Genomic DNA, 14885 nt, shown 5'->3' on the forward strand with positions numbered 1-14885 from the left:
ATGACGGCGCAGGATGCTGCGGCACCCGAGGAAGCGCGCCCCGGCCTGCCGGACGGCGTCGCCGTCGAGCGCGCCCTCGAAGCCATCCTGATGGTCGCGGACGAACCGATGAGCGTCGTCTCCCTCGCCACGGCGGTCGGCGCTCCTGTGAAGCGCGTCCGCGCGGCAGTGGATGCGCTGGTCGCCGATTTCGACGGAGCGGACGGCGGCGTGCGCCGCGGCTTCGAGCTGCGCGAGGTGGGCGGCGGCTGGCGCATCTATGTGCGCCCGGAGTTCGACCCCGTCGTGGCCGACTATGTGCTGGCCCAGAACCCGACCAAACTGTCGCAGGCCGCGCTGGAGACCCTCGCCGTGATCGCGTACAAGCAGCCGATCAGCCGCGGCGCCATCGCATCCATCCGCGCTGTCAACGTCGACTCCGTGGTGCGCACCCTGCTCGGCCGTGGCCTCATCACGGAAATGTTCACGGACAGCGAGACCGGAGCCATCAACTACGGCACCACCGATCTCCTGCTCACTCAGCTCGGCATCAACTCGATCGACGAGCTGCCGAAGATCTCCCCGCTGCTGGCGGACGGAATGGATGGATTCGACGGCGATGTCCGCTAGAGACAGTAAGAACGCACACGCGCAGCAGGCGGACGGCAGCCCAGAGGGGGAGCGGCTGCAGAAGGTCATGGCAGCAGCAGGGGTCGCATCCCGACGGGTGTCGGAGGACCTGATCTCGGCGGGCAGGGTGACCGTGAACGGTGAGGTGGTCACCGAGCTCGGCCGCAGGATCGACCCGCTCACCGACCTGGTCGCCGTCGACGGCTCGGCCGTGCAGCTCGACACCTCGCGCCGCTACGTGATGCTGAACAAGCCGGTCGGCGTCGTCAGCTCCATGCGCGACGAGCAGGGCAGGCCGGACCTGTCCAGGTTCACCTCCGACTACCCCGAGCGCCTGTTCAACGTCGGGCGTCTGGATGCGGAGACCTCCGGACTGCTCATCCTCACCAACGACGGCGAGCTCGCCCACGTGCTCGCGCACCCCAGCTTCGGCGTCACCAAGACGTACATCGCCCGTGTGCGCGGGGTCGTCACCCCGCAGACCATCGCAACGCTCACCCGCGGGGTGGAGCTGGAGGACGGCCCGATCGCCGCCGACAAGGCCAGGCTGCTCGAGCGCAGCTCGTCGGCCAAGGACAGCCTCGTCGAGCTGACGCTGCACTCGGGCCGCAACCGGATCGTGCGCCGCATGATGGCCGAGGTGGGGCATCCGGTGATCGAGCTGGTCAGGCGCCAGTTCGGCCCGCTGCACCTCGGCACCCTCAGGGTGGGCCAGATGCGCGACCTGACTAAGGTGGAACTCGGCCAGCTCCTGACGATCTCCCGCCAGAAAGACACCAAGTGAACGACACAGCCTCCCGGCTCACCGCGCCCGTCCGCGTGGTCGGTGCAGGTCTCCTCGGCGCCTCCGTCGGCTTGGGCCTGCGCGCCAACGGCGTGGATGTGCTGCTCGCCGACGCGTCGCCCGCGCACCTCAGGCTCGCCGCGGACTACGGCGCAGGCAGGGCGGACGACGGCACGACATCTCCGGCGCTGATCGTGGTGGCCGTGCCGCCTGACCTCGTGGCGCAGGTGGTGCTGGCGGAGCTCGCCGCACATCCGGACGCCGTGGTCACCGACGTCGCGAGCGTGAAGGTCGCTCCGCTGTCCGAGCTCGAGGCGGCGGGCGCCGACCTGTCGCGGTATGTGGGATCGCATCCACTGGCCGGTCGGGAGCGTGGAGGGCCGAGCTCTGCCCGCGCCGATCTGTTCGTCGGCCGCCCGTGGGTGGTCTGCGCAGGGCAGGAGAACGATCGTGCGGCGGTCTCGCTGGTGGAGGCGCTGATCCTCGACCTCGGCGCGACGCCGGTCGAGATGGGCACCGCGGAGCACGACGCAGCGGTCGCGCTGGTGTCGCACACCCCGCAGATCGTCGCGAGCCTGATGGCCAAGCGTCTCGCGGGTTCGACGGACGCCGCGCTCGCGCTCGCCGGTCAGGGCCTGCGCGACGTGACCCGCATCGCCGGAAGCGAGCCTGAGCTGTGGGTGCAGATCCTCGGAGCGAACGCCCCGGCGATCGTCGAGATCCTGCACGCGTACCGCGACGACCTCGACAGGATGCTCGGAGCGCTCGGCGACGTCGACGCCTCCGGGGCGCGGCGCACCATCGCGGAGGAGATCGCGGGCGGCAACGTCGGCGTCTCCCGGCTGCCTGGCAAGCACGGGCAGGACAAGCGGTACGCGTCCATCGTCGTCATGGTCGACGACCGGCCGGGCGAACTGGCGCGGCTGCTCGCGGAGCTGGGCGAGATCGGCGTGAACCTCGAAGACCTGCGGCTGGAGCACTCGCCGGGCGCGCAGGTGGGCCTCGCCGAGATCGCGGTGCTCCCTGAGGTGCTGCAGCGCACGATCGACGACCTGACGGACAGAGGATGGAGGATCGCCGGATGACAGCGACCGAACAGCACGACCGGACCGGCAGGGGCGAGCAGCTTCCGACGGTCGTCGCGGTCGACGGCCCAGCGGGAAGCGGCAAGTCGAGCGTGAGCAAGGCGGCCGCCCGCGCCCTCGGCTTCGCCTACCTGGACACCGGCGCCGCATACCGCGCGCTGAGCTGGTTCGTGGTGGCGCGCACCATCGACCCGACCGACTCCGGCGCCGTCGTGGATGCGCTGCCCGACTTCGACTACCGCATCGGAACCGACCCTGACACCTACCACGTGTTCGTCGGAGACCACGACGTGACGGACGCCATCCGGGAGCCGGAGGTGACCGCCGTCGTCAGCGCCATCGCTCGCGTGCCGGAGGTGCGGACCTTCCTCACCGAGCTGTTCCGGAGCATCATGCGGCACACCGAGAAGCCGGGCATCGTGGTCGAGGGCAGGGACATCACGACGGTGGTCGCGCCCGATGCTCCCGTGCGCATCCTGCTCACTGCCAGCGAAGCGGCTAGAATAGCCAGGCGTTCCGCGGAACTCGTCGGCCACTCCGCCGCCCATGTCGGTGAGCAGCTGCACCGCCGCGACCTGGCTGACTCCCGGGTCGTCGACTTCATGAACGCCGCCGACGGTGTGACCACCGTCGATTCAACCGATCTCGACTTCGAGCAGACCGTCGCCGCGGTCATCGACGTCGTACAGACCGAAATCCGGAAAGGCGCCTGACGCGCATGTCTGACAAAGAACTTGAGGAGCCCCAGGGCGCCGACGACCTCGTCGAGCGACTGTCCGGGCTCGACGAGGAGCTGGCCGCGCAGCGCGCAGCCGCCCTCCGCAGCGGGCTGGACGACTACGAGCTGGACGAGGCCGACCTCGACATCCTCGAGACCGTCAGCGAAGACCCCGACGCGATCACCTACCTGCCTGCTCTGCCCGTGCTCGCCATCGTCGGGCGCCCCAACGTGGGCAAGTCGGCGCTGGTCAACCGCATCCTCGGCCGTCGAGAGGCCGTCGTCGAGGACACCCCCGGTGTGACCCGCGACCGCGTCTCGTACCAGGCGGAGTGGAACGGCCGCCGGTTCACCATCGTGGACACCGGAGGCTGGGAGCCGGACGCCAAGGGCATCGACGCATCCGTCGCCGCCCAGGCCGAGATCGCGATCGACCTCGCGGACGCCGTGCTGTTCGTGGTCGACGCCAACGTCGGAGCAACTGCGACAGACGAGCACGTCGTGCGGATGCTGCGCAAGACCAAGAAGCCCGTCTTCCTCGCCGCCAACAAGGTGGACGACCTGCGCCAGGAGCCGCACGCGACCGAACTGTGGTCGCTCGGCCTCGGCGAGCCCCGGCCCGTCTCCGCCCTGCACGGGCGCGGCGTCGCCGACCTGCTCGACGACATCCTGAAGAAGCTGCCGGAGGTCTCCGCTGTCGCCAAGCAGGAGGTCGGCGGTCCTCGGCGCGTCGCGATCGTCGGACGCCCGAACGTCGGCAAGTCGTCACTGCTCAACAAGGCGGCGGGCGAAGAGCGCGTCGTCGTCAACGAGCTCGCCGGCACCACCCGCGACCCGGTCGACGAGCAGGTCGAGATCGCCGGCAAGGTGTGGCGGTTCGTCGACACCGCCGGCATCCGCCGTCGCGTGCACCTGCAGCAGGGCGCAGACTTCTACGCGTCGCTGCGCACCTCCACCGCGCTGGAGAAGGCGGAGGTCGCCGTCGTCGTGCTCGACGTCTCGGAGCCGATCAGCGAGCAGGATGTGCGCATCATCGACCTCGTGCTCGAGTCCGGCCGCGCGCTGGTGCTCGCGTTCAACAAGTGGGACCTCCTCGACGACGACCGCCGCCGCTACCTGGAGCGCGAGATCGAGCAGGACCTGGCCCACGTGTCCTGGGCTCCGCGGGTGAACATCTCCGCGCGCACCGGACGCCACCTGGAGAAGCTGGTGCCGGCGCTGGAGCTCGCGCTCGAGTCGTGGGACACCCGCATCCCGACCGGCAAGTTCAACGCGTTCCTGGCCGAGCTCACGGCGGCGCACCCGCACCCCGTGCGTGGAGGAAAGCAGCCGCGCATCCTGTTCGGCACGCAGGCGGCGAGCCGCCCGCCGACGTTCGTGGTGTTCACGACCGGCTTCCTCGACCCCGGCTACCGCCGATACATCGTGCGCAGGCTGCGCGAGATCTACGGCTTCGAGGGAACGCCGATCACGCTCAACATGCGCGTCCGCGAGAAGCGCAAGCGCTAGAGCACATCGCTCACGGCGAAGCGGCCGGCCTCGGCCGCTTCGCCGAGCGCGTGGAAGTCGGCGAGCGACTGGTCGGCGTACGCCAGCGACCACTCCGTCACGGCGTGGGGGAGCGCGTCTCCGCTGCCGATGTATCCGGCGATGGATGCGGCAAGCGGGCTGCGCGAGTGCGCCCTGGCGAGGATCGTGGCGCAGGTGCGCACGTAGTCGGCGAACGGCTCGTCCGGCATCCCAGGGATGTCGAACGACACGTTCCTGTCGCGGAACTGCCGCACGTAGAAGCCGTAGCCCTCGAAGCTCACGTAGCCGAGGAACGGGTCGGACACCGCCTGCAGGATGCGCTGGTTGGCCGTGACCCGGTAGCCGTGGTGCTCGGCGAGCGTCGCGCGGTCGATGCCGGCGATGTCCTCGGACGGCACGCCGCCGAACTCGTGCATCACCGACTCCGTCGCCTCCTTCACCTGGAGCACGAGCGGCTCGCCGCGCGGACCCGTCAGCACCACGATGAAGCAGCGGGTGCCGACGCTGCCGACGCCGACGACGCGGCGGGCGATGTCCGTGACCGTGTGCTGGTCGAGGAGCAGCGCGATGTCGGGGGAGACCGTGCGGCTGTACCGTGCGAGCACCTCGCCGATGCTGGCCTCGATCTCCGCTGGAACGTGGGTGAGTCTCGGCGGGTTCTCGACGATGCGGCGCGAGCCGTCGTCCGCCAGCTCCGTGATGCGCGACACGACGTGCGCCGATGTGCGCTTCTCCGAGGCGGCGACGGTCTTCTTCACCAGGCGCTGCGTCGCCTTGCCGTACTGGCGGCCTCCGTGGATGACGGCCGCCTCGAAGAAGCGCTGGGTCACGTCGAGTCCGACGGAGACGCGCAGCCCATCGCGGTATGCCGCGGCAGAGAGCAGCGCGACTTCCTCGGCCGCGGTCTCCGATGCTCCTCGGGCTCTGGCGGCGATGACCACGCTCGTCACGAGGCGCTTGAGGTCCCACTCCCACGGCGCGACGGTCGCCTCGTCGAAGTCGTTCAGGTCGAAGACCATGCGCCGCTCCGGTGACGCGAAGATGCCGAAGTTGGCGATGTGCGCATCCCCGCAGGCCACCACGTTCGCGCCGGTCACCGCGCCGCCGGCCAGATCGGCCGCTTGCAGCGCCGCCGTGCCCCGGTAGAACGCGAACGGGTCCTGCAGCATCCTCGCCGTGCGCAACGGCACCAGGCTGGGCAGGCGGCTCGCGTTCTGCTTCTCGAGGATCGCGAGCGGGTCGCGCCGCGCATCCGGAACATAGTCGGCGTGCGCCGACCGGGGGATGCGCTTCCTGGCGCCCTTGCCGAACTCGTACTGCTCCCGGTCGCTGGCGACCGGCTCGTGGTCGTAACGCAGGCGACCCGCGACGCTGTCCATGGCGCAACCCTAGCGCTCGCCATGCCGTCGGGCCACCGATCGGTGACATGACCACAAAGGGGGGTTTGTACCCCGTCTTGTCCTCACTATTGTGGACAGTGAGAGCTACCCGACCGCGCGACCCGAAAGCGCGGGCTCTCTATCTCAAGGACGCATACCCGATCATGAGTTCTACAAGTTCATACACCCCTGCCCGAAAACGCCAACTCGGCGCTGAGAAGCGCACAGAGCCGCTTCCCACCGTCCACCCGAAGCCCTCCGACCGCAAGGTCACCTGGAGCCGCGTCGCCATCGTCGCGACCGTGCTCTTCTGGGCGATCTACGTCGTCACCACGATCATCCGCCAGTTCCTCGTGCTCGGCACGCAGGACTTCCGGTTCACGATGGAGGCGATCGGCTACCTGATCGTCGTCACCTTCCTGACGTTCTCCGCGCTGATGTACCTGGTCGCCCGTCAGGGCGCTCTGCAGCGGTTCCAGAAGCACGTGCGGGTTCCCCGCGCGGAGCTGGATCGCCACTTCGCGGAGAACCAGCCCTCCATCACCGTCCTCGTCCCGTCGTACGCCGAGGAGCCGGAGGTCGTGCGGATGACCCTGCTGTCCGCCGCCCTGCAGGAGTTCCCGTCGATGCGCGTCGTGCTGCTGCTCGACGACAACCCCAACCCGACCGACCAGGCCGTGGCGGAGCGGCTGAACGCCACCCGTGCCCTCGGCGCGGACATCGCCGCCCTGCTGGCGGAGCCGCGGACCCGCTTCGGCGACGCGCTGATGCACTACGAGCTGTCCGAGAACGGCGCGTTCGCGACGGAGTCGGACGCCACCGAGCTGGCGGCGCACTACACCTGGGCGGCCGAGTGGCTGTATCGCCAGGCGGATGCGCACGGCGTCGAAGACCACGTCGACTTGTTCTTCGCCGACCAGGTGCTCCGCGCCCTGGGCGACGAGCTCGTGCTCACCGCCCAGGCGATCGAGGCGGCCGTCGAGGAGGGCGCATCGCTCTCAACCGAGCGCGTCGCGCAGCTCTACCGTCGCCTGGCGTGGACGTTCGACGCCGAGCTCGACGTGTTCGAGCGCAAGCAGTGGGCGTCGCTGTCGCACGAAGCCAACAAGGCGATGAACCTGAACGCGTACATCGGCCTGATGGGCGGGACCTACCGCGTCGAGGAGACGCCGGACGGCCCCATCCTGAACCCGGTCAGCTCGCGTCGCCCTGGCGACATCGTCATCCCGGACAGCGACTTCCTGCTCACGCTCGACGCCGACTCGATCCTGCTCCGCGAGTACTGCCTCCGACTCACCTACCTGCTGCAGCAGCCGGACAACGCGCGCGTCGCTGTCACGCAGACGCCGTACTCGTCCTTCCGCGGCGCCGGCACCCGCATCGAGCGTCTCGCCGGCGCGACCACCGACATCCAGCACATCCTGCACCAGGGGATGAGCTTCTACGGCGCCACCTTCTGGGTGGGTGCGAACGCGGTCATCCGCAAGCGCGCCATCGAGGACATCGTGGAGACCGAATTCGTCGGCGGTTTCGAGGTGCGTCGCTACGTGCAGGACCGCACGGTCATCGAGGACACCGAGTCGAGCATCGACCTCGGCACCCACGGCTGGACGCTCGTCAACTACCCTGAGCGCCTCAGCTACTCCGCCACCCCGCCCGACTTCGGCTCGCTCATCGTGCAGCGCCGCCGCTGGGCGAACGGCGGACTCCTGATCCTGCCGAAGCTGTGGCGTCAGGTGCGCGAGCGCAAGCGTCGCGGCGAGGTCATCTCCCGCACGGAGCTCCTGCTGCGCGTGAACTACATGGCGTCGATCGCCTGGGCGAGCTTCGGCCTGATCTTCCTGCTGGCGTACCCGTACGACGGCCGCCTGCTCAGCCCCGTGGTGCTGCTCGCCGCCCTGCCGTACTTCATCGCGATGGCCAGCGACCTGCGCTACGCCGGATACAAGGCGACGGATGTGCTCCGCATCTACGGCTTCAACCTGATCCTGCTCCCGGTGAACCTGGCCGGTGTGCTCAAGTCGATCCAGCAGTCGCTGACCGGCAAGAAGATCCCGTTCGTCCGCACCCCGAAGGTGAAGAACCGCACGGCCTCTCCGCTGCTCTACGTCGTCACCCCGTTCCTCATCGTCGCGTTCTCCGCGTTCACGCTGTGGCGTGACGTCAACGCGCAGAACTGGGGCAACGCCGCGTTCGCGCTCTTCAATGCGACCCTCGCCATCTGGGCGATCGTCTCCTACATCGGCGTCGGCAACTCCATCGTCGACATCTGGCTCGGGCTCACCCGCCCGCTGTACGTCGAGAAGAACCGGAAGGCAGCAGCGAGCACGACGGCTCCCGCCGCCGACGTCATCGACTGGCGTTCTGTGCTCTACCACGGCCACAGCGGAGGCGACCTCCCGCACGTCGAGCGCGTCGCGCTCCCCGTCCGCGACGGCGATCTGACCGAGTCAGAGAAGCAGGCTGCCTGATGGGCAGGAAGCAGAGCTCGAAAGCTCAGGCCCCTGAGGCCCAGTCTCGTGACGCGCAGGCGCCAGCAGGCGGAAACGCAGACAGCGGCCGCCGCCTCTCGCCCCTCCGCGTGATCGGCGCAGCGCTCGTCGCCGCGGTGGTCGTCAGCGTCGGCGTCGTCGGCTTCCAGTGGTGGACGGCGAAGGCGGCCGTCGAGGCCCAGCCGTGGTTCGCGTCGTACGTCGACGTGACCGCCACCCCGCGGTTCGCGTTCGAGAACCTCGGCACCACGAAGAACAAGGACGCCGTCCTCTCGTTCATCGTGGCCGACTCCGCCTCGGCGTGCACGCCGTCGTGGGGCAACGCGTACACGCTCGACGAGGCCCGCGGCTCCCTCGACCTCGACCGCCGCATCGCCAGGCTGCAGCAGCAGGGCGGAACGGTCGCCGTGTCGTTCGGCGGCCAGCTGAACGACGAGCTCGCCGTGGCCTGCACCGACCCGGAGAAGCTGAAGGCCGCGTACGCGTCCGTCGTCGACCGGTACAAGATCGGCACGGTCGACCTCGATCTGGAGGGCGCAGGACTGGCGGACGCCGACGCGAGCGCGCGCCGCGCATCCACCATCGCCGCGCTGCAGAAGGAGCGCAGGGCGGAGGGCAAGAGCCTCGCCGTCTGGCTGACGCTTCCTGTGTCTCCGACCGGGCTCACCAGCCAGGGCACGGATGCGGTCGCCGCGATGCTGAAGGCCAAGGTCGACATCGCAGGCGTCAACGTCATGACGATGGACTTCGGCGACGCCAAGGCGGCCAAGCAGTCCATGTCCGACGCCGCTCAGGATGCGCTCACCGCCACCAAGCGCCAGCTCGGCATCCTCTACGACCGCGCCAAGCTGCACCAGTCCGACCCGAGCCTGTGGTCCAAGCTGGGCGCGACGCCGATGATCGGGCAGAACGACGTCGAGAAGGAGGTCTTCTCGCTTGCCGACGCCAAGGCGCTGAACGCGTGGGCGGTCTCCACCGGCATCGGCCGGATGTCGATGTGGTCGGCGAACCGCGACAAGACCTGCGGGTCGAACTACGTGGACACGTCGGTCGTCTCCGATGCCTGCAGCGGCGTGAAGCAGGGCAAGCAGACCTTCGCCGGTGTGCTCTCCGCCGGCTTCGCCGGCCACATCTCGCTCGGTGAGTCCGCCGTCACCACCCCGGAGCCGACGTCGACCGTCACCAAGGACGACCCCGCCAGCTCGCCGTACGCGATCTGGACCACCACCAACTCGTACCTCAAAGGCACGAAGGTGGTCTGGCACCACAACGTCTACGTGGCCAAATGGTGGACGAAGGGCGATGTCCCCGACGACCCCGTGCTGAACGCGTGGGAGACGCCGTGGGACCTGGTCGGCCCCGTGCTGCCGGGCGAGACGCCCATCCCGCAGCCGACGCTCCCCGCAGGCACGTACCCGGAGTGGACGGGCACCGCCCAGTTCGACAAGGGTGCCCGCGTGCTCTTCGACGGGGTGCCGTTCGAGGCCAAGTGGTGGACGCAGGGCGACAGCCCGGAGGCTGCCAGCGCCAACCCCGACGCGTCTCCATGGGCCCCGCTCACCCAGGACGAGATCAACACCATTCTGAGCGGCGGCACCGCAGCTCAGTGAGACTCGGCGGCGGGATGCAGATTCCCCCCTGAACGCATCCCGTCGCCGACCAGACCCGGACACCCGCTGCGGGGCGGAGGTTCTGGGCATCCAGTGGATGCGGCACACTGTCGGGTCGCATCCACTGGCACGCGTGCCGGCGAGTACCGGGCGGACTTTCGGGTAGCGAGCCCGTGAGTGCTCGTCGGCACGTTCGCATACCGCCAGTGAGTTTCGCATACCGCCTGTGAGTACTGTTGACTCGACAAGGAGGGTGACGTGACGCGTGTGACGATCGCCGGGCTCGCTGCCCAGCTGAAGCTGTCCAAGGCGTCCGTCTCGTACGCGCTGAACGGCCAGCCGGGCGTGAGCGACGAGACCCGTCGCCGGGTGCTCGACCTCGCGGCCGACCTCGGCTGGCACCCGAGCGCGAGCGCAAGAGCACTGTCCCGTTCCCGCACGGACGCGATCGGCATCGTGCTGCGGCGCGACCCGAGCCTGCTGGGCGCTGAGCCGTTCTACATGAGCCTGCTCGCCGGGGTGGAGAGCGTGCTGGCGGAGACCGACCAAGCGTTGATGCTCCGGATGGTCGGCACCGGCGTCGGCCAGGATCTCGACACCTATCGCCGCTGGAGCGCTCAGGGCAGGGTCGACGGTGTGATGCTGTTCGACATCAGCGTGAACGATCCGCGCCCTGCCCTCCTCGACCAGCTCGGCCTCGACTTCGTGGTGCACGGCAACCGGGCGCAGGTCGCCCCCGGCCGGGTGCTGCTCTACGACGCGCGCGGAGACTCCGCCCTGATCATCGGCGACCTCGCCAGGCTCGGTCACCGGAGGGTGCTGCACATCACGGGGCCGCTGGAGTTCGAGCACGAGGACGACAGGCGGGCGGCGATCGAGGGGGAGGCATTCGCCCGGGGCATCAGCACGGTGTTCGCGGCGTCGGACTACTCGTCGGAGGCGGGGGAGCGGATCGTCGTCGAGACCCTGGCCGCGGACACCGCCATCACCGCCGTCGTCACCTCGAACGACATGCTCGCGCTCGGCGCCGCCGCCGGCTTCGACAGGCTCGACCGCAGGGACGTCGCCCTGGTGAGCTGGGACGACTCCCTGGTCTGCCGCCTCGGTTCCCGGCCGATCACCGCGCTCGCCCGGTTCCCCGAGGAGCAGGGCAGGCGCAGCACCAGGATGCTGCTGGATGCGCTGGCCGGCGTGCCCTCCGAGGTCACCACCGCGAAGCCGAGCGAGCTCGTCGTGCGCTCCACCAGCATCCCGGCCCCGTAGGCACCGCCCCCGCCCGCTCCCGAACAGGGGAAGTATTTCTGGTCCACCCCCTTGACAACTGAACCGGTTCAGTTAGCGTAGAGGTCGTGGCGTGTGCGCCACGACCAAGAGACAAGGGAGTCACTATGAAGAAACGCGCCATTCTCGCGGGCGCCATCGCCGCCGCGGTCGCGCTCGTCGCAGCAGGCTGCAGCAGCTCCGGATCGGGAAGTTCGGCCAGTGGATCGACCATCACGTACTGGGCGAGCAACCAGGGGACCAGCCTCGACAACGACAAGCAGGTCCTCACTCCAGTCCTCGACGACTTCACCAAGAAGACAGGCATCAAGGTGAAGCTCGAAGTGATCGGCTGGAACGATCTCCAGACGCGCATCCAGACCGCCGTCACCAGCGGCCAGGGCCCGGATGTGCTCAACATCGGCAACACCTGGGCGGCGTCCCTGCAGGCGACCGGCGCGTTCCTGCCGTTCGACGACGCCAACATGAAGGCTATCGGCGGCTCTGACAAGTTCGTCAAGACCGCGCTCGAGACCGGCGGCGCACCGGGCAAGACGGTCACCAGCGTCCCGCTCTACGGCCTCGCATACGGGCTGTACTACAACAAGTCGATGTTCACCGCTGCGGGCGTCCAGCCGCCCACCAACTGGGAAGACCTCGTCACCGACGCCAAGAAGCTGACCACCGGCTCCACCTACGGCTTCTCCCTCGCGGCCGGCAGCTACACCGAGAACGCGCACTTCGCGTTCATCACGGCGGCGCAGAACGGCGCGGAGTTCTTCGACTCCAAGGGCAACCCCACCTTCACCTCCACCGGAGCAGTCGACGGCATCAAGCGCTACCTCGACCTGATGCAGACCGACAAGGTCGTCAACACCTCCAACGCCCAGTACGACAACGGCGTGCAGGCAGTGAACGACTTCGCGACGGGCAAGGTCGCGATGATCCTCAGCCAGAACAACGCCGACTCGTCGATCAACGCCAACGGCATGAAGACCGACGCATACGGTGTCGTTCCGTTCCCCGCTCCCGCTGGCGGTAAGGATGTGGCCAGCCACGTCGCCGGCATCAACCTCTCCATCATGAAGAACACCAAGAACAAGGATGCGGCCCTCCAGTTCGTCAAGTACATGACGAGCGAGAGCACCCAGACCACCCTGGGCAAGCCGTACGCCACGCTCCCGGTGCTCAACGGCGCGAAGGCCAACTTCACCGACAACGCTGAAGAGGCCGCCACCTTCCAGAAGATCTACAACACCATGTCCAAGCCGCTTCCTCTGGTTCCGGCGGAAGACCAGTTCGAGAACACAGTCGGCAAGGCCATGAACGACATGTTCGCGAAGATCGCCACAGGAGGCACGGTCTCCGACAGCGACATCAAGTCCGCGCTGCAATCGGCGCAGGACCAGGTCAAGCAGTCCATGGGCGGCTGACGCCGCCGGCGCCGGGTGCGGGATGCACGTTCTTCGCCGCGCATCCCGCACCCGGTGCACCCCCCAGCATCCACAGACCATCCTCCTGACCAGACAGAGGTCACCATGTCGACGACGACATCAGCAGACACTCCGCGCGGCACGGGCGTGCTCGGCACGGCGACGGCCGCCCCGGCGCCGGCGCCGGCGCGCAAACGCAAGAGGCAGAAAGGCTGGTGGATCCCGCTCGCCCTGCTCGCGCCCGCCATCATCTTCGAGATCCTCATCCACGTCATCCCGATGCTCACCGGCATCTGGATCAGCTTCGTGCAACTCACGAAGTTCTACATCGCCAACTGGTCGGAGGCGCCGTTCGTCGGCTTCAAGAACTACGCGGTCGCCCTCGACTTCAACGGTTCGGTCGGTGCGGCGCTGCTGCAGTCGTTCCTGATCACCTGCGGGTTCACCATCCTCGTGGTCGGCATCTCGTGGTCGCTCGGGATGTCCGCCGCCGTCGCCCTGCAGCGCAAGTTCTGGGGTCGCGGCTTCTTCCGCACCCTGTTCCTCGTGCCGTACGCGCTGCCGATGTACGCGGGCATCATCGCCTGGAAGTTCATGCTGCAGAAGGACACCGGCGCGGTGAACCACTTCCTGTTCGACAACCTGAACCTCCCAGGGGACAAACCGTTCTGGCTGATCGGCGGCAACGCGTTCTGGTCCATCGTCATCGTCGCCATCTGGCGGCTGTGGCCGTTCGCGTTCCTGATGCTGATGGCCGGTCTGCAGTCCATCCCCGAGGAGGTCTACGAGGCGTCGGCGGTCGACGGCGCGAAGCCGGCCAGGCAGTGGGGCGCGATCACGCTGCCGATGCTGCGCCCGGTCAACACGGTGCTGCTGCTGGTGATGTTCTTATGGACGTTCAACGACTTCAACACCCCGTTCGTGCTGTTCGGCAACGCCCAACCTGCGGCAGGCGACCTGATCTCGTTCCACATCTACAACGCGTCGTTCCTCACCTGGAACTTCGGCTCAGGGGCCGCGATGAGCGTCCTGCTCCTGATCTTCCTGCTGATCGTGACGGGTATCTACCTGCTCGTGCTGAACCGGAGGTCCCGTCGTGCGTGAGACCGTCTCTTCCAAAGCCTTCCGCTGGGTGGTGCTCGTCATCCTGACGATCTTCACCGCCGTCCCGATCTACGTGATGGTCACCTCGTCGATGAAGTCGCTGGCGGATGTGCAGGGCGCCTTCACCTGGTGGCCGACGCAGATCACCTTCCAGCCGTTCATCGACATGTGGTCGACGGTGCCGCTGGCGTCGTACTTCGTGAACAGCCTCATCGTCGCGGGCTCTGCGACCATCCTGAGTCTGGTCATCGCAGTGTTCGCCGCGTACGCCGTCTCGCGCTACCGGTTCAAGGGCCGCAGCGTGTTCACCACCACGGTGCTGTCCACGCAGATGTTCCCCGGCGTGCTGTTCCTGCTGCCGCTGTTCCTCATCTTCGTGAACATCAACCAGGCGGTGGGCATCCAGCTCGTCGGCACGCGGTTCGGCCTCGTGATCACCTACCTGACGTTCGCGCTGCCGTTCTCGATCTGGATGCTCGCCGGTTACTTCGACGGCATCCCGCGCGACCTCGACGAGGCGGCGATGGTCGACGGGAGCGGGCCGATGGGCGCGCTCTGGCACGTCGTGCTTCCCGCCGCGCGCCCCGGGCTGATCGCCGTCGCCATCTACTCGTTCATGACCAGTTGGGGCGAGGTGCTGTTCGCATCCGTGATGACGACGGACGAGAACAGAACGCTCGCCGTCGGCCTGCAGCTCTACTCCACCCAGACGAACGTGTACTGGAACCAGATCATGGCCGCTTCGCTCGTGGTGAGCATCCCGGTGGTCGTGGCGTTCCTGCTGCTGCAGCGCTCGTTCGTCGCCGGGCTGACGGCGGGTGCGGTGAAGTAGCAGCTTCCCCGCCGCCCGCACGCCCGTTCGGTCGCTCGACTGTTCGACT

12 protein-coding genes are annotated in these 14885 nt (G+C 68.2%); 11 read left to right on the forward strand and 1 reads right to left on the reverse strand.

The window, feature by feature from the left end:
- From scpB to der, 5 genes are read left to right on the forward strand one after another with little or no spacing between them, the layout of a single operon-like run.
- The gene (scpB, locus tag ACIRCZ_RS15175; protein ID WP_235500370.1) at window positions 1–609 is read left to right on the forward strand and encodes an SMC-Scp complex subunit ScpB; all 609 of its coding nucleotides are present in this window, start codon (window positions 1–3) and stop codon (window positions 607–609) included.
- Entirely contained in the window at window positions 599–1393 is a 795-nt protein-coding gene (locus ACIRCZ_RS15180; protein ID WP_402854497.1) for a pseudouridine synthase, read from the forward strand. Before scpB ends, ACIRCZ_RS15180 begins: the two co-directional genes overlap by 11 nt.
- Window positions 1390–2478, forward strand: coding sequence for a prephenate dehydrogenase (locus tag ACIRCZ_RS15185; RefSeq protein WP_402854499.1), 1089 nt, complete (start codon window positions 1390–1392; stop codon window positions 2476–2478). The genes ACIRCZ_RS15180 and ACIRCZ_RS15185 overlap by 4 nt, the downstream gene beginning before the upstream one ends.
- A complete protein-coding gene (gene cmk, locus ACIRCZ_RS15190; protein ID WP_055891192.1) occupies window positions 2475–3191 on the forward strand; it encodes a (d)CMP kinase in 717 nt (238 codons plus the stop codon). Before ACIRCZ_RS15185 ends, cmk begins: the two co-directional genes overlap by 4 nt.
- Before the next feature lie 5 nt (window positions 3192–3196).
- Window positions 3197–4705, forward strand: coding sequence for a ribosome biogenesis GTPase Der (der, locus tag ACIRCZ_RS15195; protein WP_055891196.1), 1509 nt, complete (start codon window positions 3197–3199; stop codon window positions 4703–4705).
- Here der and ACIRCZ_RS15200 read toward each other — a convergent pair.
- Complete coding sequence (locus tag ACIRCZ_RS15200) at window positions 4702–6105, reverse strand: DUF2252 domain-containing protein (RefSeq protein WP_055891198.1); 1404 nt, start codon at window positions 6103–6105, stop codon at window positions 4702–4704. The two genes, der and ACIRCZ_RS15200, sit on opposite strands and share 4 nt — an antisense overlap.
- Window positions 6106–6269: 164 nt before the next feature.
- Here ACIRCZ_RS15200 and ACIRCZ_RS15205 point away from each other — a divergent pair, with 164 nt between their 5' ends.
- The 6 genes from ACIRCZ_RS15205 to ACIRCZ_RS15230 all read left to right on the forward strand — a co-directional run bounded on the left by ACIRCZ_RS15205 (window position 6270) and on the right by ACIRCZ_RS15230 (window position 14836).
- Window positions 6270–8576, forward strand: a complete 2307-nt coding sequence (locus ACIRCZ_RS15205; protein ID WP_402854502.1) for a glycosyltransferase family 2 protein — start codon at window positions 6270–6272, stop codon at window positions 8574–8576.
- On the forward strand, window positions 8576–10207 hold the full coding sequence (locus tag ACIRCZ_RS15210) for a chitinase (RefSeq protein ID WP_402854504.1): 1632 nt from the start codon (window positions 8576–8578) through the stop codon (window positions 10205–10207). Before ACIRCZ_RS15205 ends, ACIRCZ_RS15210 begins: the two co-directional genes overlap by 1 nt.
- A gap of 258 nt (window positions 10208–10465) precedes the next feature.
- Window positions 10466–11470 carry a LacI family DNA-binding transcriptional regulator gene (locus ACIRCZ_RS15215; RefSeq protein WP_402854506.1) on the forward strand — a complete coding sequence of 335 codons (1005 nt, stop codon included), beginning with the start codon at window positions 10466–10468 and terminating at the stop codon, window positions 11468–11470.
- A gap of 125 nt (window positions 11471–11595) precedes the next feature.
- On the forward strand, window positions 11596–12900 hold the full coding sequence (locus ACIRCZ_RS15220; protein WP_402854508.1) for an ABC transporter substrate-binding protein: 1305 nt from the start codon (window positions 11596–11598) through the stop codon (window positions 12898–12900).
- A 105-nt stretch (window positions 12901–13005) separates the two neighbouring features.
- The gene (locus tag ACIRCZ_RS15225) at window positions 13006–14004 is read left to right on the forward strand and encodes a carbohydrate ABC transporter permease (RefSeq protein ID WP_402854510.1); all 999 of its coding nucleotides are present in this window, start codon (window positions 13006–13008) and stop codon (window positions 14002–14004) included.
- Window positions 13997–14836, forward strand: a complete 840-nt coding sequence (locus ACIRCZ_RS15230; RefSeq protein ID WP_055891215.1) for a carbohydrate ABC transporter permease — start codon at window positions 13997–13999, stop codon at window positions 14834–14836. Before ACIRCZ_RS15225 ends, ACIRCZ_RS15230 begins: the two co-directional genes overlap by 8 nt.
- The last annotated feature ends 49 nt before the right edge of the window (window positions 14837–14885 follow it).

Origin of the sequence: Leifsonia sp. NPDC102414 (genome assembly GCF_044765685.1) — a bacterium.
GTDB lineage: Bacteria > Actinomycetota > Actinomycetes > Actinomycetales > Microbacteriaceae > Leifsonia.

What these genes read in the sequence shown, in the direction of transcription:
- ACIRCZ_RS15205 (WP_402854502.1), top strand. Translation starts at nt 6,270, where the DNA reads ATGAGTTCTACAAGTTCATACACCCCTGCCCGAAAACGCCAACTCGGC.
- ACIRCZ_RS15180 (WP_402854497.1), top strand. Translation starts at nt 599, where the DNA reads ATGTCCGCTAGAGACAGTAAGAACGCACACGCGCAGCAGGCGGACGGC.
- ACIRCZ_RS15210 (WP_402854504.1), top strand. Translation starts at nt 8,576, where the DNA reads ATGGGCAGGAAGCAGAGCTCGAAAGCTCAGGCCCCTGAGGCCCAGTCT.
- ACIRCZ_RS15225 (WP_402854510.1), top strand. Translation starts at nt 13,006, where the DNA reads ATGTCGACGACGACATCAGCAGACACTCCGCGCGGCACGGGCGTGCTC.
- cmk (WP_055891192.1), top strand. Translation starts at nt 2,475, where the DNA reads ATGACAGCGACCGAACAGCACGACCGGACCGGCAGGGGCGAGCAGCTT.
- ACIRCZ_RS15220 (WP_402854508.1), top strand. Translation starts at nt 11,596, where the DNA reads ATGAAGAAACGCGCCATTCTCGCGGGCGCCATCGCCGCCGCGGTCGCG.
- ACIRCZ_RS15200 (WP_055891198.1), bottom strand. Translation starts at nt 6,105, where the DNA reads ATGGACAGCGTCGCGGGTCGCCTGCGTTACGACCACGAGCCGGTCGCC.
- scpB (WP_235500370.1), top strand. Translation starts at nt 1, where the DNA reads ATGACGGCGCAGGATGCTGCGGCACCCGAGGAAGCGCGCCCCGGCCTG.
- der (WP_055891196.1), top strand. Translation starts at nt 3,197, where the DNA reads ATGTCTGACAAAGAACTTGAGGAGCCCCAGGGCGCCGACGACCTCGTC.